The sequence below is a fragment of the Stenotrophomonas sp. S39 genome (assembly GCF_016624665.1).
Taxonomy (GTDB): Bacteria; Pseudomonadota; Gammaproteobacteria; order Xanthomonadales; family Xanthomonadaceae; genus Stenotrophomonas.
On sequence record NZ_JACVTT010000078.1, the window covers coordinates 1 to 22,920 of the forward strand.

21 protein-coding genes are annotated in these 22,920 nt (G+C 65.1%); 9 read left to right on the forward strand and 12 right to left on the reverse strand.

Annotated features, from left to right (window positions below; all coding sequences use genetic code 11):
- Positions 1 to 196: 196 nt before the first annotated feature.
- Positions 197 to 952: a monofunctional biosynthetic peptidoglycan transglycosylase gene (mtgA, locus tag IAE41_RS17185; protein WP_079222828.1), complete on the reverse strand. Its 756-nt coding sequence runs from the start codon at positions 950 to 952 to the stop codon at positions 197 to 199.
- Positions 953 to 1,029: 77 nt separating this feature from the next.
- Here mtgA and IAE41_RS17190 point away from each other — a divergent pair, with 77 nt between their 5' ends.
- The 4 genes from IAE41_RS17190 (at position 1,030) to IAE41_RS17205 (ending at position 6,771) form a co-directional block, all read left to right on the forward strand.
- A complete protein-coding gene (locus IAE41_RS17190) occupies positions 1,030 to 1,923 on the forward strand; it encodes an Hsp33 family molecular chaperone HslO (protein WP_079222829.1) in 894 nt (297 codons plus the stop codon).
- Positions 1,924 to 2,042: 119 nt separating this feature from the next.
- Positions 2,043 to 2,900 (forward strand): hypothetical protein, encoded by an 858-nt coding sequence (locus tag IAE41_RS17195; protein ID WP_200733951.1) that lies wholly within the window; start codon positions 2,043 to 2,045, stop codon positions 2,898 to 2,900.
- A gap of 375 nt (positions 2,901 to 3,275) precedes the next feature.
- The gene (locus IAE41_RS17200; protein WP_200733952.1) at positions 3,276 to 6,032 is read left to right on the forward strand and encodes a TonB-dependent receptor; all 2,757 of its coding nucleotides are present in this window, start codon (positions 3,276 to 3,278) and stop codon (positions 6,030 to 6,032) included.
- 157 nt (positions 6,033 to 6,189) lie between these two features.
- Positions 6,190 to 6,771, forward strand: coding sequence for a GNAT family N-acetyltransferase (locus IAE41_RS17205; protein WP_200733953.1), 582 nt, complete (start codon positions 6,190 to 6,192; stop codon positions 6,769 to 6,771).
- An 80-nt stretch (positions 6,772 to 6,851) separates the two neighbouring features.
- Here the strand turns inward: IAE41_RS17205 and IAE41_RS22740 are convergent, their stop codons facing one another.
- The 3 genes from IAE41_RS22740 to IAE41_RS17220 form a co-directional block, all read right to left on the reverse strand.
- Positions 6,852 to 7,496 (reverse strand): 2OG-Fe(II) oxygenase, encoded by a 645-nt coding sequence (locus tag IAE41_RS22740; protein ID WP_200733954.1) that lies wholly within the window; start codon positions 7,494 to 7,496, stop codon positions 6,852 to 6,854.
- A gap of 38 nt (positions 7,497 to 7,534) precedes the next feature.
- Positions 7,535 to 8,854 (reverse strand): hypothetical protein, encoded by a 1,320-nt coding sequence (locus IAE41_RS17215; protein ID WP_200733955.1) that lies wholly within the window; start codon positions 8,852 to 8,854, stop codon positions 7,535 to 7,537.
- Between the two features lie 149 nt (positions 8,855 to 9,003).
- Positions 9,004 to 9,606 (reverse strand): TetR/AcrR family transcriptional regulator, encoded by a 603-nt coding sequence (locus IAE41_RS17220; RefSeq protein ID WP_079222832.1) that lies wholly within the window; start codon positions 9,604 to 9,606, stop codon positions 9,004 to 9,006.
- Positions 9,607 to 9,747: 141 nt separating this feature from the next.
- Between IAE41_RS17220 and IAE41_RS17225 the strand changes: the two genes are divergently transcribed.
- Together IAE41_RS17225 and IAE41_RS17230 are read left to right on the forward strand one after the other, a co-directional pair.
- Positions 9,748 to 10,665: an alpha/beta hydrolase gene (locus IAE41_RS17225; protein ID WP_200733956.1), complete on the forward strand. Its 918-nt coding sequence runs from the start codon at positions 9,748 to 9,750 to the stop codon at positions 10,663 to 10,665.
- A complete protein-coding gene (locus IAE41_RS17230) occupies positions 10,662 to 13,139 on the forward strand; it encodes an acyl-CoA dehydrogenase (RefSeq protein WP_200733957.1) in 2,478 nt (825 codons plus the stop codon). Before IAE41_RS17225 ends, IAE41_RS17230 begins: the two co-directional genes overlap by 4 nt.
- Before the next feature lie 134 nt (positions 13,140 to 13,273).
- On the opposite strand, the gene IAE41_RS17235 is transcribed toward IAE41_RS17230, so the two are convergent.
- Both IAE41_RS17235 and IAE41_RS17240 read right to left on the reverse strand, forming a co-directional pair.
- On the reverse strand, positions 13,274 to 13,630 hold the full coding sequence (locus IAE41_RS17235) for a DUF1304 domain-containing protein (RefSeq protein WP_079222835.1): 357 nt from the start codon (positions 13,628 to 13,630) through the stop codon (positions 13,274 to 13,276).
- 79 nt (positions 13,631 to 13,709) lie between these two features.
- Positions 13,710 to 15,038 carry an MFS transporter gene (locus IAE41_RS17240; RefSeq protein ID WP_200733958.1) on the reverse strand — a complete coding sequence of 443 codons (1,329 nt, stop codon included), beginning with the start codon at positions 15,036 to 15,038 and terminating at the stop codon, positions 13,710 to 13,712.
- A gap of 284 nt (positions 15,039 to 15,322) precedes the next feature.
- On the opposite strand from IAE41_RS17240, the gene IAE41_RS17245 reads away from it, so the two are divergent.
- Entirely contained in the window at positions 15,323 to 16,723 is a 1,401-nt protein-coding gene (locus IAE41_RS17245) for a serine hydrolase domain-containing protein (protein WP_108769672.1), read from the forward strand.
- 118 nt (positions 16,724 to 16,841) lie between these two features.
- Here IAE41_RS17245 and IAE41_RS17250 read toward each other — a convergent pair whose 3' ends face one another.
- Positions 16,842 to 17,600, reverse strand: coding sequence for an SDR family oxidoreductase (locus IAE41_RS17250; RefSeq protein ID WP_200733959.1), 759 nt, complete (start codon positions 17,598 to 17,600; stop codon positions 16,842 to 16,844).
- Positions 17,601 to 17,714: 114 nt separating this feature from the next.
- Here IAE41_RS17250 and IAE41_RS17255 point away from each other — a divergent pair, with 114 nt between their 5' ends.
- A complete protein-coding gene (locus tag IAE41_RS17255) occupies positions 17,715 to 18,608 on the forward strand; it encodes a LysR substrate-binding domain-containing protein (protein ID WP_200733960.1) in 894 nt (297 codons plus the stop codon).
- Between the two features lie 87 nt (positions 18,609 to 18,695).
- On the opposite strand, the gene IAE41_RS17260 is transcribed toward IAE41_RS17255, so the two are convergent.
- The gene (locus IAE41_RS17260; RefSeq protein ID WP_200733961.1) at positions 18,696 to 19,112 is read right to left on the reverse strand and encodes a hypothetical protein; all 417 of its coding nucleotides are present in this window, start codon (positions 19,110 to 19,112) and stop codon (positions 18,696 to 18,698) included.
- A 111-nt stretch (positions 19,113 to 19,223) separates the two neighbouring features.
- Here IAE41_RS17260 and IAE41_RS17265 point away from each other — a divergent pair, with 111 nt between their 5' ends.
- Positions 19,224 to 19,562 carry a hypothetical protein gene (locus tag IAE41_RS17265; RefSeq protein ID WP_200733962.1) on the forward strand — a complete coding sequence of 113 codons (339 nt, stop codon included), beginning with the start codon at positions 19,224 to 19,226 and terminating at the stop codon, positions 19,560 to 19,562.
- A 324-nt stretch (positions 19,563 to 19,886) separates the two neighbouring features.
- On the opposite strand, the gene gcvH is transcribed toward IAE41_RS17265, so the two are convergent.
- The 4 genes from gcvH to IAE41_RS17285 form a co-directional block, all read right to left on the reverse strand.
- A complete protein-coding gene (gene gcvH, locus IAE41_RS17270; protein ID WP_200733963.1) occupies positions 19,887 to 20,282 on the reverse strand; it encodes a glycine cleavage system protein GcvH in 396 nt (131 codons plus the stop codon).
- Positions 20,283 to 20,376: 94 nt separating this feature from the next.
- Positions 20,377 to 21,489: a glycine cleavage system aminomethyltransferase GcvT gene (gcvT, locus tag IAE41_RS17275; RefSeq protein ID WP_200733964.1), complete on the reverse strand. Its 1,113-nt coding sequence runs from the start codon at positions 21,487 to 21,489 to the stop codon at positions 20,377 to 20,379.
- A 246-nt stretch (positions 21,490 to 21,735) separates the two neighbouring features.
- A complete protein-coding gene (locus IAE41_RS17280; RefSeq protein ID WP_325167013.1) occupies positions 21,736 to 22,569 on the reverse strand; it encodes an IS3 family transposase in 834 nt (277 codons plus the stop codon).
- Entirely contained in the window at positions 22,566 to 22,859 is a 294-nt protein-coding gene (locus IAE41_RS17285; RefSeq protein WP_200733965.1) for a transposase, read from the reverse strand. The genes IAE41_RS17280 and IAE41_RS17285 overlap by 4 nt, the downstream gene beginning before the upstream one ends.
- Between the last annotated feature and the right edge of the window lie 61 nt (positions 22,860 to 22,920).

The window sequence follows — 22,920 nt, forward strand, 5'->3', positions numbered from 1 at the left end:
TGCTTCTTTCTTTTGAATTCCCGCTCTCGTTCCGCGCGCGCAGGAAACTGTCCGGAGGCGGAGGGCTACCGCAGGCAGGACCGTTGGCGCCATGGACGGCGCCTACGAGCTACATGGACGTATTTACCGCGTGTCCTGCCTGCGGTAGCCCTCCGCCTCACCCATGAACCGGAAGGCGCCGCGAAACGATCAACCGTTACTCCTCCAGATACCCCGCCCCGCCCAGCTGCCGGGCCTGCCGCTGTATCCACGCCGCCCGCCGCTGCACGTACGGCCCCGGCTTGGCCGCGTTGTACCGCCGCGGCGCCGGCAGCACCGCCGCCAACCGGGCACTCTCGCCCGGTGCCAGCCGCGCCGCGTCCTTGCCCCAGAACGTCCGTGCCGCTGCCTGCGCGCCGTACACGCCATCACCAAACTCGGCGATGTTGGCGTACATCTCCAGGATCCGCTCCTTCGGCCAGAACGCCTCGATCAATACCGTGTACCAGACCTCCAGGCCCTTGCGGATCCAGCTGCGGCCCTGCCACAGGAACAGGTTCTTGGCCACCTGCTGGCTGATCGTGCTGGCCCCGCGCAGGCGCCCGCCCTTGGCGTTGTGGTCACGCGCCTTCTCGATGGCCTGCAGGTCGAAACCGTTGTGGTCGGGGAAGCGCTGGTCCTCGGCCGCCACCAGCGAGATCGGCAGGCTCGGGGCCATCTGGTCCAGGTCGCGCCACTGGTAATGCAGCCGGTAGGACCAGTCACCCTCGCCCAGCGCCTCGCCGTAGCGCCACAGCATCACCGTGGACAACGGCGGGTCGATGAAGCGCAGCACCAGCACCTGCAGGCAACTGAAGCCCACGAACAGCACCGGCAGCCACAGCAACCGCTTCCACCGCCAGCGTCGGCGCGCCGGCGTGGTCGCTGCGGCCCCTGCGGCCTCCACCTTGTCCTGCTCTCCCCCTGCCCCCATTACTGGTGCATCCTTCTCATGCCTGGTTGTCGGCGCATTATCCGGCAACCGCCCCTGTTTACGCGCGATGTGAGCCGATGACCGCCCAACCCGATTCCCTGATCCGCTTCCTGCTGCCCGACGCCGGCGTCCGTGGCGTGCACGTGCAACTGCAGGCCACCTGGCAGGAAATCCTGTCCCACGCCGTCTACCCGGACAACGCCGCCGAACTGCTCGGCGAGGCCTGCGTGGCCTCGGCCCTGTTCACCGGCCACACCAAGGTGGACGGCCGCCTGTCCATCCAGCTGCGCAGCAACACCGGCCTGCGCACCCTGTTTGCCGAGTGCACCGCCGCCGGCACCCTGCGCGGCATCGCCCAGCTGGCCGACGGCGCCGACGCGCCGCGCGACCTGTCCAGCCTGGGCAGCGACGCCCTGCTGGCGATCACCATCGAGAACCCGGGCCTGGACCCGCGCGAACCGCAGCGCTACCAGAGCCTGGTGGCACTGACCGCGCCGGCGCTGGATGAGGCCTTCGAGGACTACTTCCGCCAGTCCGAGCAGCTGCCGACCCGCCTGCTGCTGGCCGCCGACCGCAACGGCGCCGTGGGCCTGCTGCTGCAGAAACTGCCCGGCGACGAAGGCGACGACGACGGCTGGGCCCGCGCCAGTGCCCTGTTCGACACCCTGGGCAAGGCCGAACTGCTGGCCACCCCGGCCGAGCAGATGCTGCACCGCCTGTTCCACGAGGAGAAGCCGGAACTGATGGGCAGCAGGCCGCTGGCCTTCGGCTGCTCCTGCTCGCACGAGCGGGTGGCCTCGATGCTGGTCTCGCTGGGTGAGGAAGAAGCCCGCGCGGCCGCCGAAGACACCGGTTCGGTGGACGTGCGCTGCGAATTCTGCGGACGGGAGTATCACTTTCCTTTGACGGAGTTCGGCATACTGTTCCACGGTGCCGAGGGGACTGTACCGGCACCTGAACGACTTCAATGAATGAGCAGGTCTTGTGTTCTGGGGAGGATCAAGGCTTGTTAAGATTTCATAAACACCCTAGGATCGAGTTCCCGCCCCAGCGGGAACTTCCGCTGCTCATCCCTGTCTGAACTGGTCCGATGCGTACCTTCCTGCGTCTACCGCTGGCCCTGCTGATCGCCCTTGGCGCGATCACGGGCGCGCATGCGCAGAGCAAGGACACCCGCACCGTGCTGCCGGTCTGGAACAAGGGCAGCGGCAAGGTCGAGGCCCTGCTGTACCTGGAACCGACCGGTGAGCAGGCCGCCGGTGCCCGCTGGCACTTCGGCCGCAACTCGCTGGACGCCGCCTTCGGCCTGTCCTCGGGCGATTCGCTGGGCCTGCTGTGCAACAGCAGCAGCGGCACCAGCATCAGCGGCCTGGCCAGCCAGTGCATGCTGGCCAGCCTCGGCGATGACGATGACGGCATCGGCCCGAACTCCCGTCGCCTGACCGGCACCGCCGCGTTGAACCGGGGCATCAACCGCCTGGGCATCACCGCCGGTACCAGCCGCGAGACGCTGCCGGCCTGGCTGGCCTCGCCGAACAAGACCCCGTCCCTGCGCGCCGAGCAGAACGACCTGACCGTGTTCGCCCAGCGCAACATCGGCCGCGAAGGCTTCGTCTCCATCGCCGGTACCTACGCCAAGGCGCGCCTGGTGCCGATTTCCGATGCATCGCCGGCGCTGGTCGACCGCTGGGACAGCAAGAGCCTGAGCCTGGGTGCCGGCTACGGCAACTTCACCGGCAGCATCATCGGCCGCGTGGTTGACGTTCCCGGCAAGCCGGGCAAGTGGGAGGGCCTGGGCATCGGCCTGACCTGGCGTACCCCGTGGTCGGGGCAACTGACCGTCGGTGCCGAGAACGTGATCAGCCGCGGCAAGAATCCGTTCTCCCCGCGCAACGAAAGCAACGACGACGGCACCGTGCCGTACGTACGCTACGAGCAGGACCTGTAAGCGCGTACAAGCGACCGGGCCTATCCAGTATCCAGCAGCGGGCGCCACAAGGCGCCCGTTTCGTTTTTGTACCGTTGTGTCAAGGCTGAATGGCCGACTCGGTACATTTCGATACCCGTCGACACCTATCTACTGAAAGTTTTTTTCCTTTCTGCATCGGTCTGGTGCGGCGACAACCTGCCCTGCCCCGGCATAAGTCATTGAAATCAAATATCTCCTTTCAGGTGAAACCGTATGAATTGCGTGAATTAACACGGCTTTAATTTTTCGGGGGGGGCCGTTACTATCGATTCAGCCTCGTATTTTTTGGAGCCCTGTTTGGCTCCGTGTGCGCAGGCATTACCCCAGCCAAGTTTTCTTGGAGAGAGAGAGCCAATGAATTTCAAGTCCAACACGCTGCGTGACGCTGTCGTCGTCGCGCTGATCGCTGGTGCGGCAACGTCCGTCACCGCCCAGGCGCAGGAAGCGACCAACCTGGATCGCATCTCGGTCACCGGCTCGCGCATCAAGAGCACCGACATCGAGACCTCGCAGCCGGTTCTGAGCCTGACCCGCGCAGACATCGAAAAGCAGGGCGTGACCTCGGTCGCCGACATCCTGCAGCGCGTCGCCGCCAACGGCGCGGCGCTGAACCGCACCTTCAACAACGGTGGTGATGGTTCGTCCGGCATCAGCCTGCGCAACCTGGGCGCCGAGCGCACCCTGGTCCTGGTCAATGGCCGCCGCTGGACCACCGGCCTGGACGGCAGCGTCGACCTGAACACCATCCCGGTGGCGATGATCGACCGCATCGACGTTCTGAAGGACGGCGCTTCGACCATCTACGGTTCGGACGCCATTGCCGGCGTGGTGAACATCATCACCAAGCAGAACTTCGACGGCGCCGAAGCGAACGTCTACAAGGGCCAGTACAGCGCTGGTGACGGCGAGCGCGAAGCCGCCGACTTCACCATCGGCACCACCACCGACCGTGCGTCGGTCGTGATGGGCGTGTCCTACGTGAACGAAAAGGCAGTCATGGCAGGTGATCGCAAGATCTCTGCAGGCGGCCCCCCGTTCTTCGGCGGCCAGAGCAGCACCGGCATCCCGGGCTCGTACATCCGCAATGACGAGCGCTACGTCATCATCGACGGTGTTGAAACCCCGTTCGATTCCAATGTCCACGGCTACAACACTTCGCCGGACAACTACCTGCTGACCCCGAACGAGCGCACCTCGCTGTTCGCCACCGGCTCGTACAACGTCACCGACAACATCACCTTCCGCACCGAGGCGATGTACAACGAACGCAAGTCCGAGCAGCTGCTGGCTGCCATGCCGGTCACCGGCATGACCCTCAGCGCCGACAGCATGTACAACCCGTACGGCGAAGAGCTGACGGGCGTGAACCGCCGCTTCAATGAAACCGGCGGCCGTTCGTTCAACCAGAACGTCAAGAACTGGCACTTCTACGGTGGCTTCGAAGGCTTCTTCGAGTTTGCTGGCCGCAACTTCGACTGGGATGTTGGCTACCGCTACGACAAGACCGACCAGAACGACCTGACCTACGGCCTGTTCAACGTGCAGCGTCTGGATGAAGCCTATGGCCCGTCGGCAATGCAGGGCGGCCAGGCTGTCTGCCTGACCGCAGGCGGCGCTGTGATTCCGGGCTGCGTGCCGATCAACCCGCTGGGCGGCCTCGGCTCGGTCAGCCAGGCAGCACTGGACTATGCATCGTTCACCGCGCATGACTCGGCCAGCCTGGTTTCCAAGAGCTACTACGCGAACATCTCCGGTGAAATCGTCCAGCTGCCGGCCGGCTCGCTGAGTTTCGCAGCCGGCTATGAAGGCCGTAAGGAAAGTGGCCAGTTCGATCCGGATGCGTTCATTGCTGCTGGCCTGAGCACCGGCAACGGCGCCGCACCGACCAAGGGTGGCTACGACCTGGATGAGGTCTTCCTGGAACTGTCGGTTCCGTTGCTGGCTGACCTGCCGGGTGCGAAGCTGCTGGACCTGAGCATTGCCTCGCGCTTCTCCGACTACAGCAACTTCGGCAACACCACCAACAACAAGTTCGGTTTCCGCTGGAAGCCGATCGACGACCTGATGGTGCGTGGTAACTACTCCGAAGGCTTCCGCGCGCCGAGCATCAACAACCTGTACCGCGGCGACACCGATTCGTTCGAAACCTATGCCGATCCCTGCTCGGCCTCCAGCGGCCGTCGCACCGGTGCGGTTGCCGTACAGTGCGCCGCCGAAGGCGTGCCGGCAAACTTCCAGCAGCCGGGTGCCGGCAGCGGCGCCAACAAGCAGACGCCGGAACCGTTCACCTGGACCTCGAACCCGGATCTGAAGCCGGAAACCTCGACCAGCAAGACGCTGGGCCTGGTGTGGAGCCCGAGCTTCGTGCAGGGCCTGAACGTGACCCTGGACTGGTGGCAGATCAAGATCGAAAACGCGATCACCCGCCCGGCCATCCAGGACATCATGGATCGCTGCTACGGCGGTTCGCCGCAGGAACAGGCAGCCTACTGTGGCCTGATCACCCGTGATCCGAACTACGGTACTGCCACCCAGCGCTACACCATCACCAACGTCGACATGCCGCTGCAGAACCTGGCGTCCTACAAGGTCGAAGGTTGGGATCTGGGCATCGTGTACAAACTGCCGGAAACCTCGTTCGGTCAGTTCAGCATCAGCCTGGACGGCACCTACCTGGCCAAGTGGGACACCAAGTCGACCGAGGATGCTCCGCTGGATGGTCGCGCCGGTCGCTACCTCGACCAGGATCCGTACTGGCGTGTCCGTTCCAACGTGTACGTCGATTGGTCGTACGGCGATTTCGGCATCAACTACGGCCTGCGCTACAAGTCCGGCATGACCGAAGACTGCCCGTTCGATCCGGTGGGTGACGCCGACCTGGTGGGCTACTGCTCCGATGGCCAGAACGGCAAGAACCACATGGGTGCCACCACCTACCACGACGTCCAGTTCCGCTACAACACGCCGTGGAATGGCACGGTCATGCTCGGCCTGAACAACGTGTGGGACAAGAACCCGCCGGTTTCCTACTCCACCTCGTACAACATGTTCGACCCGCAGTACGACCTGCCGGGCCGCTACATGTACATGCAGTACAAGCAGAAGTTCTGATCGGTTGATTGATCTGTAACTGCAGCAACGGCCCCGCAAGGGGCCGTTGTTTTTTGTGCCGCCGGCGTGCTGACGATGCAAAAGAAGCCATGTACGCTGCGTCTGCGCGTGAAGAACACAGCGCGGAGCCCATAAAACGACAAGGATCAGGTCTGTAATGAACTCCCCATCAACCGTTACGACCGAGCGACTCGTGTTGGCACGCCATCAGCCTCATGACTTCGACGACTGTGTGGCCATGTGGCGCGATCCCGCCGTCGTTCGATTGATACGTCCCACACCGTTTGACGAGAGCGAGACGTGGAGCCGCATGCTGCGCTACGTCGGTCATTGGGAATTCATGGAATTTGGCTATTGGACCATCCGCACTCTCGCCGGGGGAGAGTTCTGCGGGGAGATCGGATTCGCCTACACGCACCGAGAGGTGCCAGCAGAATATGCGGGAGCACCTGAATTCGGATGCACCCTTGTCCAATCGGCGTGGGGCCGCAATATCGCAAAAGAGGCTACCCACGCAGCGTTGGGCTGGATGGATCAGGAGCGAGGACTGAACCGTACGATCGCCTTGACTGCGGAAGCCAATCGCGCAGCGATTGCGTTGGCGCAGTCGGCTGGTTACGTGCGCCGCCAACAGGTCCCGTATGAGGGACACGCATTTGTCCTGATGGAGCGCGGTGTTGACGGCCAACCGCATCCTCCGCGTCCCCATACGCAGCTTGCCAGGCCCAGCTCCCCCTGAGGCTTCGTACCAGGCCACCCAGCTGTGCCACAAGGGCGCCGCACACCGGAAGCACGTATGCAGCGCCCTTTTCCAACAGGCTACTGACTGCGCCGATTGGCCTCGCCGTGCCTGGAATAGAAGTAAACCAGTGAATTACGCTCGCCAGCAGTCACCTTGCTGACCTCATGCCGGTACTTGCAGGTCGTGACAAGCACTGATCCATAAGACGCGCGATAGGCGTGTTGCTTGCCGCTATCGTCATGGACGACGAAATCCCCGCCCTCGAAGCTGCGACCGAGCTGCACGATCATCGAGTAGTCATAGTCAGGATTACTCGCTGCGTCCAAGTGGAGACCAATGAACGAGTTGGCCGTCATGCGGTTCATCTGGCATCGCCGGATATGGAATCGCTCGTCGGAACGAAACAGTGCTGCCAGGATCTGCGCGCGCGGCTCACCGTACAGGATGTCCAGTATTCCTCCGGAAAACGGTTGATTGACCACGGTCGGCAACTCACCCGCCCGGTCCACCATGATGCGACGAACGTAGATATCGTGCGTATCACCAGCATCACCGTTGGTTACGGTCTCCTCGGCGATCTGGGCCTGCAGGCCCTCAAGCCGGATCACCTCGTCCTCGGTAAACACCAGTCCTGCCGGTATCAACGTGCTGCCAGTCTGCTCCAGCTCATCAGCATAGGGCAGGTAGACGTCCAGCGCATTGCTTTCAACTACATTGCTCACTTCACACTCCTCTTCCTTGCGGTGATGAAACTACAACGTCAGCGAACTGAACGGATTGAGGCAAGAAGCTGTTCGCACTGCTCCGTCGTCAATGCGGCTGCCCACCCGGCGCGAGCGCCACTGCCGGCGTTGACCACCGCCGACTGGCTGCCAGAACGCACCACGATGCCGCTTGGCCTTTCCCCATGCAGGTACATTCCCAGTACCAGTCGATGGTTGGCGTGTGCACCGCCAGGTTCGTCGGCATGGCTGAACATGGGTGTGTCCACGAACCGTTGTGCGATCCAGGTATCCAGGCCAGCCATGTGCAGGTGGTTCCAGAGCGCCTCTGGGTCGAGGCTGCTGCCCAAGAGGATGCCCTCCCCGCCGTAGGTATTTTTCTGCTTGAAGATCAGCGTGTCTTTTTCCTCCAGCAGCTGATCGCGGTTGTCGCGCGTCACCTGCCAACTGGGCAGGAGGAACTCCCGGATTGCGTCCACCTGCTCAGGGGTGAACAGGGAATGGTTCGCCGCGTCCCAAAGCATGGGCAACCACCCTTTGCTCATCAACAGCTCTGCTTCCAGGCCATTGGAGAAGCGCGCGCCACGCTGCAGCAGATCGTCATAGAGATCAACGCGGACGGTGACGTCGTCAAACGTGAAACAGCGATGGATCAATGCGCGGGAAAGATCGCGGTGGCCGCACCATGAGCGCGCCAGCGTCGCCTCGTCGTGCACTTGGATATCCATACCGGGCATATGGCGCGAAAGATGACAATGCGCGAGGTACTGGTTTGGATAGCCGAGTGCGAGGTGGGAACTCCAGTCGAGCAGCACCAGCTGCTCCGTCTGCTGGCGTTCGCAACTAGCACGATAGAGCTTGGCCAGGTTCTCAAATGGCGAGATGTCGACGTCCGGCCCCGGAAAATCTGCTGCGTCTGCAAAGATCCGGTAGTAGTCATGCAGTTCGCCACCGCCGACAGCCGCCGAATAGTTGAATTCGCAGATCGCATGCCCCTGCTGCAGCGGAATCAGGTCAACCCGTACAACCCGATGAGGGCTGTTGATGAGCTGGCTCCAATCCACGTACTGCTGCCATTCGGATGGAAGCGCGAGCGCGTTCAGCACATCTGCACGCGAATGACGCGCCAGCAGCGCACGGGCCAGACTTGCCTGGGCATCGAGAATCTGAGCACACGCCACAGCCAGACGGTCGTACTCAGCGCGATCGAACACCAGGGGGTGTGGCATCAGACGGATGCGTGGCGCCCCGATATCCCTGCAGAAACCATCAAGGGCACGGGTTATGGGAGCCTGCAGGGAAGATGTGCCGATCGAATCCAGCACCGGAATCGCCCGTTTGTTCCATTCCGTGAACACCCCCCCTCCTGAATGCCATCCGTGGATCCCGTTCCGGATGTTTGATGGTGTCATGCCATCTGTCAAGCGCGCCCGCCGGCCATCTCTCCCTACGCAAAGAAGGCGGCAGGCACCCTGAAGCCATTCGATACCCAGTGCAGCGTCCGCACTCAGCCGTTCGGGATCAGCGTCTCGATCAGGTGCTCGACGTAGGCTTCGAAATCCTCGCGTGCCTGCTTGGGCTGCTGCAGCTGCAGCGACAGCTGCAGGAAGCCGACGTAGGCCGCGTAGGCCAGGCGCGCGCGATGGCGTGCATCGGTCGAACTGAGTCCGGCCTGGCGGAACGAGGCCACCAGGTAATCCAGGCGGCGCTGCGAGACCCGGTCGATCACCGGCCGCACCATCGGGTGGTCCAGCGCCTTCAGCAGCTCGCTGTAGATGATGTGCGGCTGCACTTCGTGGGCCACCATCTGGAACAGCTGGCGCAGGCGCGCGCGCGGATCGGGTACATCTTCCAGGCTGCCGAAGACCTGCTCCTGTTCGAACAGTTCCCAGCGTTCCAGCGCGGCCTGCAGCAGCGCATCGCGCGAGGGGAAGTGCCAGTAGAAGCTGCCCTTGGTCACGCCCAGGCGGCGCGCCAGCGGCTCCACCGCGACGGCGCCCACACCTTGTTCAGCGATCAGGTCGAGGGCCGCCTGTGCCCAGTCTTCGGCACTGAGGCGGCTGTTGCGGCCGGCACGCGGTTCGCCGGCAGAAGCGTCAGGTTGATTCATGGAGTGATTTAACCATACGGCGGGGTTCGTTGCAGTACGCCGTTGCGGCCGAAACCGTCGCGGCACGGGGGATGGCACCTTCCGCAGCGCACCATACTGCATGGTATTGACTTCCATCACCAGCCATCCATACTAGCGAGTATGGTTACGTCCCCTACTCCCGCTGCGTTCCATGACCTGCGCCTGGAGGCGGCCCATGGCGCCCGCCTGGCGGCCACCGCCAGCGACCACGGTCGCCGCGGCCGCGTGCTGTTCGCGCATGGCTTCGGCCAGACCCGCCACGCGTGGAATGCCACCGCCCGGGCACTGTCCGCCGCCGGACTGCAGACACTGGCCTACGATGCGCGCGGCCACGGCGACTCGGACTGGAACGCCGCCGGCCTGCCCTACCACGGTGAACAGTTCGCTGATGACCTGATCGTGCTGGCCGGCGAACAGCCGCGGCCGCCGGTGCTGGTGGCCGCTTCGATGGGGGGCCTGTTCGGCCTGCTCGCCGAATCGCGCTGGCCCGGCCTGTTCTCGGCGATGGTGCTGGTCGACATCACCCCGCGCTGGGACACCGCGGGCGTCGAGCGCATCCTCGCCTTCATGACCGCCCATCCCGATGGCTTCGCCTCGCTGGCACAGGCCGCCGACGTGATCTCCGCCTACATGCCGCACCGCCCGCGCAAATCCGAGCAGTCGCTGCGTGCACTGCTGCGCGAGGATGGCCACGGCCGCTGGCGCTGGCACTGGGATCCGCGCCTGGTGGCCGAACTGGCCCGCGACAGCGAGCAGCACCAGGACGCGCTGGCCGAGGCCGCACGGCAGGTGAAGTGCCCGCTGCTGCTGGTCAGTGGCGGCCGCAGCGATCTGGTCACGCCGCAGACCGTCGCCGAATTCCTGGCATTGGCGCCGCACGCGCGTCACGTACAGTTGCCGCAGGCCACGCACATGGTCGCCGGCGATGACAACGACGCCTTTACCGCTACTGTGTTGGACTATCTGGACGTGTTGCCTGCGGTGGATGCCGCAGCTTCGTCCGCCACAAACGAGCACGTCACCGGAGCACGCTCATGAGCATCGTTCTTCCCTTCCTCGCCCTGCTGCTGGCAGGCGCGTTCGTCGCCTACCACCGCATGCGCCTGCTGACCTGGACGCTGATCAGCCTGGCGCTGCTGGCGGCCTGCTGGTTCGTGCCCTACGTCAACCAGACCGCCACGATCGTCGCTGCGGCCGTGCTGGCCGTCATCGCCGTGCCGCTGCTGCTGCCGTTCATCCGCAAGCCGCTGCTGACCGGCCCGATGATGAAGGTGTTCCGCAAGGTGCTGCCGCCGCTGTCGCAGACCGAGCGCATCGCGCTGGAAACCGGCTCGGTCGGTTTCGAAGGCGAGCTGTTCACCGGTGATCCGGACTGGAACATCCTGCTGAACTACCCCAAGCCGCAGCTGACCGCCGAAGAGCAGGCCTTCCTCGATGGCCCGGTCGAAGAGCTGTGCACCATGGTCAACGACTGGGAAATCACCCACGTCCATGCCGACCTGCCGCCGGAACTGTGGGCCTTCATCAAGAAGAACAAGTTCTTCGGCATGATCATCCCGAAGGAATACGGCGGCCTGGGCTTCTCCGCGCTGGCCCACCACAAGGTCATCCAGAAGCTGGCGTCGGTGTCTTCGGTGGTCAGTTCCACCGTCGGCGTGCCGAATTCGCTGGGCCCGGGTGAACTGCTGGTGCATTACGGCACCCAGGAACAGAAGGACCAGTACCTGCCGCGCCTGGCCGATGGCCGCGAGGTTCCGTGCTTCGGCCTGACCGGTCCGTTCGCCGGCTCCGACGCCACCTCGATTCCCGACTACGGCATCGTCTGCAAGGGCGAGTGGAACGGCGAGCAGGTGCTCGGCGTCAAGCTGACCTTCGACAAGCGCTACATCACCCTGGCCCCGGTCGCTTCGCTGATCGGCCTGGCCTTCCGCATGTACGACCCCGATGGCCTGATCGGCGATACCCGCGACATCGGCATCACCCTGGGCCTGCTGCCGCGCGATACTGCCGGCGTGGAGATCGGCCGTCGCCACTTCCCGTTGAACTCGACCTTCCAGAACGGTCCGATCAAGGGCAAGGATGTGTTCATCCCGCTGACCCAGCTGATCGGCGGTGCCGCCATGGCCGGCAAGGGCTGGAACATGCTCAACGAGTGCCTGGCCGTGGGCCGCTCGATCACCCTGCCCTCCACCGCCAGTGGCGGTGCCAAGGCCGGCGCAGCCGTCACCGGCGCCTACGCGCGCATCCGCAAGCAGTTCGGCCTGTCGGTCGGCCGCTTCGAGGGCGTGGAAGAAGCGCTGGCCCGCATCGGCGGCAAGGCCTACAAGATCAGCGCGCTGTCGCAGGCCACCGCCGCTGCGGTCGACCGTGGCGACGTGCCGTCGGTGCCGTCGGCCATCGCCAAGTACCACTGCACCAGCATGAGCCGTGAAGTGATCTCGGACATGATGGACGTCATCGGCGGCAAGGGCATCATCCTCGGGCCGCGCAACTTCGCCGGCCGCAGCTGGCAGGCCGCGCCGATCGCGATCACCGTGGAAGGCGCCAACATCATGACCCGCAGCCTGCTGATCTTCGGCCAGGGTGCGATCCTCTGCCACCCGTGGGTGCTGAAGGAAATGAAGGCCGCGCAGGACCCGGACACCCGTGCCGGCCTGCAGGATTTCGACCGCAGCCTGTTCGGCCACATCCGCTATGGCATCTCCAATGCCGTGCGTTCGTTCTGGTTCGGCCTGACCGGCGCACGCTTCGGCGCCGCCCCGGGCGACGCCTACACCCGCCGCTACTTCCGCAAGCTGGACCGTTACTCGGCCAACCTGGCGCTGATGGCCGACATCTCGATGATGACCCTCGGCGGCAAGCTGAAGTTCAAGGAATCGCTGTCCGGCCGCCTGGGCGACGTGCTGAGCCATGTCTACATGACCAGCGCCATGCTCAAGCGCTACCACGACGAAGGCGCACCGCAGGCCGACCAGCCGCTGCTGGCCTGGGCCTTCCATGACAGCGTGCACAAGATCGAAGAGTCGCTGTCGGCGGCCCTGCGCAACTTCCCGATCCGTCCGATCGGCTGGCTGATGTGGGCGCTGATCTTCCCGCTGGGCCGTCGTGCCGAAGCCCCGGGCGACCGCCTGAGCCGCCGCGTTGCGGCCCTGCTGATGGCCCCGAACGAGGCGCGCGACCGCCTGGCCAGCGGCGTGTTCCTGACCCCGTGCGAGAACAACCCGGGCGGCCGCATCAACAGCTACCTGAGCAAGGCGATCATGGCCGAGCCGGTGGAGCGCAAGTTCCTGAAGGCGCTGAAGAGCAAGGGCATCGAGGCGCTGGACTTCAAGGCGCAGCTGGACGAAGCCGTGGCCGAAGGCGTGATCACCCAGGACGAGCGCAGCCTGCTGGAAGAACTGCGCACGCTGACCTTGGACACCATCACCGTGGACGACTTCGACACCCACGAACTGCGTGCGGCCAGCTACTACGACCGCCAGCACAAGGACCCGCATTCGCAGGCAGCCTGATCGCCTGCGTCATGCGCATAGGGAAACGGCGGGCTTCGGCCCGCCGTTTTTGTTTGTGCACCGCAACCGTAGAGTCGAGCTTGCTCGACTGGGGCCCGAAAAAGCAGTCGAGCAAGCTCGACTCTACAAAACGATTACGCCGGCACGAACCACCAGGCCACCGCTGCCAGCAGCGCCGGCACGGCCTGGATGAAGAAGATGCGCTTGTTGACGCTCCACGCGCCGTAGCAGCCGGCCACGATCACGCAGCCCAGCGAGAAATTCACCAGCATCGGCAGGTGGTCGAACAGGCCCCAGAACAGGCCTGCGGCGAGGAAGCCGTTGTACAGGCCCTGGTTGGCCGCCAGCACGCGGGTGATCTCCGCCTTTTCCGGGGTGTTGCGGAACGTCTTCAGGCCCAGCGGGCGGGTCCACAGGAACATCTCCAGCACCAGGAAGTAGACGTGCAGCAGTGCGACCAGCAGGGTCAGGGCGAGTGCGATCCAGTACATGGCGGATTTCCTTGGATGGGTTGATGGGGTGATGGGGTCGGAGCCCTCTCCATGGGAGAGGGATCCGACCCCGCGCGACTCAGCGGTCGCGCGGCAGCTTCTTCTCTTCGCGCAGCACGCCGAACGCGGCCAGGGTCATGCACGCCGCCACCAGCATGCCGCCGGCGAACACCACATGCGATCCGAACAGCGACAGCCCCTTGTGCACCCAGGTGAAGCTCAGGTCGGCGCCGCGGTAGACCACGGTGTCGATGGCCGCGCCGGCCTTGTAGCGCCACTGGCGGTCCACGCGGGTGTAGATGGTCTCGCGCGCCGGCTTGAACAGGGAAAACTCGCTGGCCCGGGTCAGCACCTGCACCACCGCCACCATCATCGGCAGCGGCGAGGCGGCCAGCACCGAGAAGCCGAGCAGGATGGCGAAGGCGGGAATCAGCAGCGCCGGTGCGATGCCATGGCGCGACAGCAGCCAGCGGGTCAGGCTGAGCTGCAGCAGCAGGGTCAGCGCATTGACCGCCAGGTCGATGCGCGAGAAGAACGCGGTACTGGCCGCCGGGTCGCTGAAGGCCGCGCGCACGATGCTGGCCTGCTGGTTGTACAGCAGGGTGCCCACGCCCACGCCGAACACCACCAGGACCGCCAGCCAGCGCAGCAGCGGCTCGCGCACGATCAGCTTGAGGCCATCGAGCACGCTGCCGCCCATCGGCTTTTCGCCGGACACCAGCTGCTGCTCGCGCTCGCGCAGCACCGCCCAGTGCCGCAGCCGCCAGATGCAGAACAGGCAGACCACCAGGAAGCCGGCCGAGACCAGCATCAGGTTGGCGATGCCCACGCGCTGCACCAGCGCGCTGGTGAGGACCGGGCCGAGGAAGGCGCCGACCGTGCCGGCCGCGCCGATGTAGCCGTAGTACGCGCGTGCCTGCACGTTGCTGAAGACGTCGGCCATGAAACTCCAGAACACGGCCACCGCGAACAGGTTGAAGACCATCACCCAGAGGAAGAAGGCCATGCCCCGCCCCGGCACGCCGCTGTCGAACAGCACGTAGAACACCAGCAGGGTGGCGATGAAGAAGCCATACACCACCGGCAGGAACACCCGCCGCGGGAAGCGGCTGACCAGCCAGCCATAGACCGGCTGCAGCACCAGCATGATCAGGAACACGCAGCTGAACAGGAACTGCAGGACGAAGTCCTTCAGGGCGATGCCGTGGCTGGCGAACCAGCCGATCAGCAGCGGCGGGAACACCGTCTCCAGATCGGACGAGGCGGCCATCGCCTCGCGCACCGGGCGCAGCACGTAGTAGCCGCTGAGCAGGCAGAAGAAATACAGGAACGACCACCACAGCGCCGGCGATTCGCGCAACGCCGCCACAAGCCCGCGCAGCGGCCCCTTGCCAGTGGCCGCGCTCACGCGGTGGCCCCGGCCGGGACGCGGCAGTTGGATGGCGGCATGACAGGCTCCGGGGGCAGTGAAGCGCGTACGTTAGACAATGCACTGCAACATCGCCAGCACACCGTGCGCGATGCCCGCAGGCGGGCTCATGCGGAAGCCGTCTGCGGGCGCGTCCAGACCCTGTCGCCGAGCGTCAAAAATCCAACTTTTTCAAACAGATGCGCATTCATCTTCGCTTTGTTTGTGCACAGGCGAAAAGCGGCGCTAGAATCACAAACAGCAGTCGCGCACGGGTCCAACCGATGAAAATGAACAACCTGCGTCGCCCGGTCCGGGCGGCGACCACCGGTTTGCTGGGCATGTTGATGCCCGTGGCCTTGTCCACCACCGCGCAGACACCGCCGGCCCTGCCGCCGATGCCGACCAACATCGAAACCGCCGCGGGCCCGGGCATCGCCCACACCCAGCCGGCGGCGTACCGCACCGGGCTGGTGCCGCAGGTACAGCTGCCTGCCGCAGGCTTCAACGTCGCCCACATCGAATCGATGGCGCAGCAGCTCACCTATGGCGAGCGCGTGCCGGGCATGGCCGTGGCCATCGTGCAGGGCGGCCGCGTGCTCAGCGCGCGCGGCTACGGCGTCACCGACGTCAACAATCCGCTGCCGGTCGACGCGCACACCGTGTTCCGCCTGGCGTCGCTGTCCAAGGCCTTCGCCGGCACCATGGCCGGCCTGCTGGTCAACGACGGCACGCTGCGCTGGGACAGCAAGGTCACCGACTACGTGCCGGGCTTCCGCCTCAATTCGCCCGAAGCGACCGACCGCCTGACCGTGGCCGATGTGCTCAGCCACCGCGTCGGCCTGCCCTACAACGCCTACGACCGCGACATCGAAGGCAACGCCGAGTACTACTCGCTGACCCAGAAGCTGGCCAACACCAGCCTGAAGTGCCTGCCCGGCGACTGCTACGCCTACCAGAACGTGGCCTTCAGCCTGATCGGCGACGTGGTCTATGCCGCCTCGGGCAGCTTCTACGAACAATCGGTCGAGCGCCGCATCTTCAAGCCGCTCGGCATGAACGATGCCAGCCTCGGCCTGGCCGGCATCCAGGCCAGCTCGCGCTGGGCGCGCCCGCACGTGCGCAGCCGCAATGGCTGGGTATCGCTGACGCCGAAGCCGACCTACTACCGCGTCGCCCCGGCCGCCGGCGTCAACGCCAGTGCCAGCGACATGGCGCAGTGGCTGCTGGCACACACCGGGCATCGCCCCGACGTGCTGCCGGCACCGCTGCTGGCCACCCTGCATTCGAGCCTGATCAACACCCCGGGCGAGATGCGCTCGGGCTGGCGCCGCGAGCGCCTGCACTCGGCCGGCTACGCGCTGGGCTGGCGCACCTTCGATTACGCCGGCCACGACGTGGTCTTCCATGCCGGTGCGGTGCAGGGCTACCGCGGCCTGGTCGCGCTGGTGCCCGAACGTGACCTCGGCATCGCCATCCTGTGGAACGGCGAGAGCGGCCTGCCCAGCGGCCTGCTGCCGACCGTGCTCGATTCGGCGCTGGGCCTGCCGGCGCAGCGCTGGCTGGACGTGGACACCGATTTCGGCAGCGACAGCCTGATGGCCGAAGGCGCGACCCCGGCGCAGCAGGACAAGCGCAAGGGCAAGGGCGCCTCGGGCAACCGCGCCGTGGCCTCGCCGCGCTGAGCGCGGTTGCCTTGCCGGTGATGGGTAGAGTCGACTGTCAGTCGACTCCCGCGGTGCCGGATCGAAAAGCAGTCGACTGACAGTCGACTCTACCCACGGCGGTGAAGCAGACGCAGGGTCAGTGCGCGAAGTAGTGCATGCCGCCATCCACCGGGATGACCGCGCCGGTGATGTAGCCGGCCAGCGGCGACGCGAGAAACGCCACCAGTGGCGCCACCTCCTCCGGTTCGCCGAAGCGGCCGATGGGAATGTTGCGGTCGATGAAGGCGCGCCGGCTTTCCTCGGTGGGATGCAGGCGGCCGAGGATCTGCGCGCTGTTGATGCGCCCGGGCGCGAGGGTGTTGACCGTGATGCCCTGCGCCGCCACCTGCGATGACAGGCCCTTGCTCCACAGGTGCAGCGCGGCCTTCGCCGCCGTGGCGGCATTCACCGCACGCGGCTCCATCGAGCCGCTGAAGTTGATCACCCGCCCCCAGCCCTGCGCCTGCATGCCGGGCAACAGCGCCTGGGTCAGCCGCCGCGACGCGGAAAAGTTCAGCGCCATCGCCTCCTCCCATACGTCATCGGCGGCGTCGACAGACGTCGGCCGCGAGCCACCCGCGGCATTGACCAGGATGTCCACGCGCTGCAGCGCGTCCTGGGCCCCAGCGGCGATGCGTGCCACCTGCGCGGCGTCGCTGAGGTCACCCGGCAGGATCAGTGGCGCGGCTGCACCGCCAGCGGCGATCTCCGCCGCCAGCGCCTGCAGCGGCTCCTGCCGCCGCGCGGTGATCGCGATGCGTACGCCGAGCGCCGCCAGCTGCCGCGCAACCGCAGCGCCGATGCCGCTGCCTGCGCCGGTCACCAGCGCGGTCCGTCCTTCAAGCTTCAGATCCATGGTGTTCTCCCATCTGCATCGCCGGCACATCCGGCCCGTGCAGCGCATGCTCTTCGATCACCCCTGATTGATAAACTCCGCGCAGGTTTCAGCATTCAACACCCGGGGTGTCAGATGAACCTGCTGGAAAGCATGCAGGTCTACGTGCTGATCGTGGACAGGGGCAGCCTCAGTGCCGCAGCGGCGGCCATGGACATCTCAGCGACCATGGCCGGCAAGCACCTGCGTACACTGGAAACGCGGCTGGGCATGCAGCTGCTCAGCCGCACCACGCGCCGCCAGCACATGACGCCCTTCGGCGAGGACTACTACGCACGCTGCAGGGACATCCTGCGGCTGGTCGAGGAGACCGATGCGCAGGCCGCGCACCAGCAGTTGGCACCGGCCGGTACGCTGCGCATCAGCGCACCGGTGATCTTCGGCACGCACGCGCTGGTGCCTGCCCTGGCCGAGTACATGCAGCGCCATCCACACGTGCGGGTGGAGGCGACGTTGAGCGACCGCGTGGTCGACCTGGCCGAGGACGGCGTCGAGGCCGCGCTGCGCATCGGCACCCTGGCCGACAGCAGCACGCTGGTCGCCCGCCCGCTGACGCCCTACCGGCTGATGATGTGCGCCTCGCCGGCCTACCTCGCCCGCCACGGTACGCCGCGCACGCTTGCCGACCTGGCAGCGCACCAGTGCCTGTCATTCAGTCCCAGCGCGCTGGCGCAGTGGCGGGAGGGGGATGCTGGCGGGCTGGAGCATATCGCCGCTGCGCGCCTGCAGATCAACAATGGCGAAGCGCTGCGTGCGGCGGCACTGCATGGGCTGGGCATCGTGCTGCAGTCGAACCAGCTGATGTCCGCCGACGTCGCCGCCGGACGCCTGGTGCAGTTGTTTCCGGAACATGGCCGGACCGGCCGGCCGATGCACGTGGTCTATTCCCACGACCGCTACCCATCCACCCGCCTGCGCAGCTTCGTCGACTTCCTGGTGGAGCGCTTTCCTCCGGCGCCGCACAGGTAGAGTCGGCCTGCGGTCGCCCATAAAAAAACCCCCTCCCCGCTGGGCAGCCAGGGAAGGGGGTTTCAGGGTACGGCTATCGGGAAGTACTTAGATCAGCGGCGCCGGGGTTGCCGGCAGAGCGACCGGAGCGACCTTCTTCTTGCGGGCGGCCGGCTTGCGCTTGGCAACCTTCTTGGCAGCCTTCTTCGGGGCAGCCTTCTTGGTGGCCTTCTTCGCAGTGGCCTTCTTGGCAGTCTTCTTCACTGCCTTCTTGGCGACCTTCTTTACGGCCTTCTTCGCGGTCTTCTTTGCCGGCTTCTTGGCAACCTTCTTCGCCGCCTTCTTCACTGCCTTCTTCGCAGTGGTCTTCTTGGCGACCTTCTTGGCGACCTTCTTCACGGCCTTCTTGGCGGTCGCCTTCTTCGCGACCTTCTTCACTGCCTTCTTGGCAGCGGCCTTCTTAGCGACCTTCTTCACCGCTTTCTTGGCGGCGGGCTTTTTCTTCGCAGCTTTCTTGGTTGCCATGGGATGGCTCCTCGTCAGTGATAGGGAGTTGAAACGCCCAGTTGGATCAAACCCGCGGTTGCTGCGTGCGGGGACCGCCGGCGCGTCAGGCGCGCCGTTACGGATGCGGCAATGCCCGCCTCGATCGGCGGAGCGGGCATCGGAACGGGAGATGCCTTGCATTTCTCCGGGGGAAGCGGGGCCATGTCCACCGTCTGCAGGATCGCGGTGGTCTTGAAGGGGCTGCTTCGCATCGGACGATTGATTCTGCGCACTCGGTTTGGCAGGCAAGGTCTGCTGAGGCGAAACCTAATCACGGTTTTTTTTACTGTCAACAACCCCCGCGAAAAAATTTCACATCCGCGTCCATCCGAACGCCGCCGGCACCGCCACCACGCGGCACCTTCCCGGCCCTGCATCGCGCACCGCCAACGTCACGCGCAGCAACACGTGATCGCACCTGCTGAATAAAAAACACTTGAAATAAGCACTCTGCGTTGATAGGCGACGACAGATGCCGCGCCATGCACCACGTCGTCCGGCACACGCCATCGCGCGCGCCCGCCGCACCACAACGGGTCTGCAACGGGGGGTAAAAGTTTTCACATCCGAACACGCAAACGCGGGACGGAAACGCGGATTTGCGCAAAACTGCGCACGCCTGATCGCGCCGTTCGATGCCGCCTGATGCCATGCCGAAGGTGTGCCGCGAACCCGATGGCATGAGTCGACGACGGAGGCTGGAACGAAAACGGCCACCCGAAGGTGGCCGTTCTGGAAGCAGGAAGCGAGGACTCAGTGGTCTTCGTTTTCCAGGGCTTCGGCGTACGCGTCCGGATCCAGCAGCTCGTTGAGCTCGTCGGCGTTGGTCAGCTCGACCACGTACATCCAGCCTTCGCCGTAGGCATCTTCGTTGATGGTTTCCGGCTTGTCCGACAGCGCCGAGTTGACCTCGACGATCGTGCCGCTGACCGGGCTGTAGACGTCCGAGGCGGCCTTGACCGACTCGACGACGGCGATCTGCTCGCCCGCCTTGGCGTCGGCACCGACTTCGGGCAGCTCGACGTAGACCAGGTCACCCAGCAGGCCCTGGGCATGGTCGGAAATGCCGACGGTGACGCGGCCGTTGCCTTCAACGCGGGCCCACTCGTGGGACTTGAGGAACTTGAGGTCGCCGGGGATCTCGCTCATGGGAACTGCTCCAGGTTTTGCAGGGGGTGGAAAAATCGGGGCTAGTGTAACCAACCGGCCGCCACTGCTGTCAGTGACGACCGGCACGTTCGGATCAGGCGTCGGCCAGCACGCCGGGCTGGGCCTGGCCTTCGCGGACGAACGGGAACTTGACCACGCGCACCGGCACCTGCCGGCCACGGATGTCGACGGTGACCTGGCCGAGCTCGCCAGCCGGAACGCGGGCGAAGGCGATGCCCTTGGCCAGCGTCGGCGAGAACGTGCCGGACAGGATTTCGCCCTGGCCGCCAGCGGTGGTCACCGCCTGGCCGTGGCGCAGCACGCCCTTCTCGTCCATCACCAGGCCGATCATCTGGCGCGCATTGCCGGCGGCTTTCTGCGCCTCCAGCACGTCGCGGCCGATGAAGTCGCGGCCTTCGTCCAGCGACACGGTCCAGGCCAGCGCCGCTTCGTACGGGCTGATCGCTTCGTCCATGTCCTGGCCATACAGGTTCATGCCGGCTTCCAGGCGCAGGGTGTCGCGCGCGCCGAGGCCGGCCGGCTTCACGCCCGCCGCCAGCAGGCGGTTCCAGAACGCGACCACGGCGTCCTGCGGCAGCAGGATCTCGAAGCCGTCTTCGCCGGTGTAGCCGGTGCGGGCGACGAACAGTTCAACGCCGTCGTCCGCCTTGACCTGCAGGGCAGCGAAGCGGCCGAGCTTGGCCAGCGCGTCGCGGTCGCTGCCGCCGACCAGGCCGACCACGCTGTCGCGCGCCTGCGGGCCCTGCACGGCGAGGATGGCCAGGTCCGGGCGCTGCTCGACGCTGACGCCGAACGGTGCCGCCTGTTCGCGCAGCCAGGCCAGGTCCTTCTCGCGGGTGGAGGCGTTGACGACCATGCGGAAGAAGTCATCGGCCAGGTAGTAGACGATCAGGTCGTCGATGACGCCGCCGGCCGGATTCAGCATGCACGAGTACAGCGCCTTGCCCGGCACCTTCAGCTTGTCGATGGAGTTGGCCAGCAGGCGGCGCAGGAACGGCTTGACCTGCTCGCCGCGCAGGTCGACCACGGTCATGTGGCTGACGTCGAAGACACCGGCTTCGCGGCGCACCAGGTGGTGTTCGTCCAGCTGCGAGCCGTAGTGGATGGGCATGTCCCAACCCCCGAAATCGACCATCTTGGCGCCGAGGGCGCGGTGGGTATCGTTGAGCAGCGTCTTCTGGGTCATGACCGGTCCGGCAGCAGGGTAAACAAGAACGGCCATTATCCCAGATCGGTCGGCGGCAGGCGTGCCGCAGCGCAGCGGGAGTTGTGTTTGGCCGGCCTGCGGCCGGCAGTGCTTTCTACAAGCCAGAGCGCAGAGCCAGAGCACTTAGGCCCTGGGTTATTTCGGGCTGGGCGGGGCGGTGTGGGCTGGCAGGACACGCCGTAAACCTGTGGTGGTCAACCATTTCTGGACACTCTCAAGGGGTGTTCAGGCTGCCTGCGCTTCGTGGAGCGCAGGCGGGACCAGGCCGTTGGCGGTATGCAGCCTACGGTGGTTGTACCAGTCCACGAACTGCTCGATGTCCGCCACCGCTTCCTGTCGTGACGGGTATTTGGAATAGAGCCATTCTCCTTTGAGGGTGGCAAAAACCCGTTCCACCACGGCGTTGTCCCAGCAATTTCCCTTACGACTCATGCTCTGGGTGATCCCGTTGTCACGCAGGATTTCTGCCATGGCATGACTGGTGTACTGACGCCCCTGGTCGGAGTGAAACAGCAGTCCGCCCCCAAGGCGACGCTGTCTCAGCGCCCCCTGCAGCGCCCTGACTGCCAGCCACGCGCCCGCTTCATGAGAGTGGGCCCAGCCAACGACCCGGCGGGAAAACAGGTCCACAACGATGGCCAGATAGAGCCACCCTTGTTGGGTTGGGATGTAGGTGATATCGCCAGCCCATACCCGATTGGGCACTTCCGGATTGAACTGCCTGTCCAGGACGTTGGGGACCGTCAGGGCCTGCGGCCCAAGACTCTGGTACTTGTGCCGCCGGTGCTGCCGAGCTCTTACGCCAGCTCTTCGCATCAGGGTCCGGGCACGGTGACGCCCAACCTCCAAGCCCCTGTTGGACAGCTCCCTGACCATTCTCCGAGAGCCATAGCTGCCACGGTTGGATTCGTGAATGCGGCGCACCAGATCAACCTGATCGAGTAGCTCTTGGTCGATCTGAGGTTCCCGGCGCAGCCACGCGTAGTAGCTGCTGCGGGGATAGTCCATCAATTGGCACACCAGCCGGATTGGCGCAGCCTTCCCCAATTCTTCGATCACTTGTTCCGGTGATCGTTGTCCCGAATGAAGAAGGCGATGGATTTTTTTAGAAGGTCGCGTTCCTCCTTGAGCCTGCGATTCTGGGCTTCCAGCTCGGCAATCCGGGTCTGGGGATCTACCAGCGGAGCTTGGCCCTGCGGCTCATGCTTCCGGCGCCATTGCTCGATCCAGCGACGCAGCGCTGTTGGCCCAACGTCCATCAGTTGGCAGACGTCCCTGACTGTCTGCCCTTCTACAACGACGAGGCGAACAGCCTCGTCTCTCATGCCCTGCGTGATCTGTTTTGCCATGGGTTATCTCGATCCTCGAAATTGATCCTATCGAGTGTCCAAGTTGATTAGACCACCACAA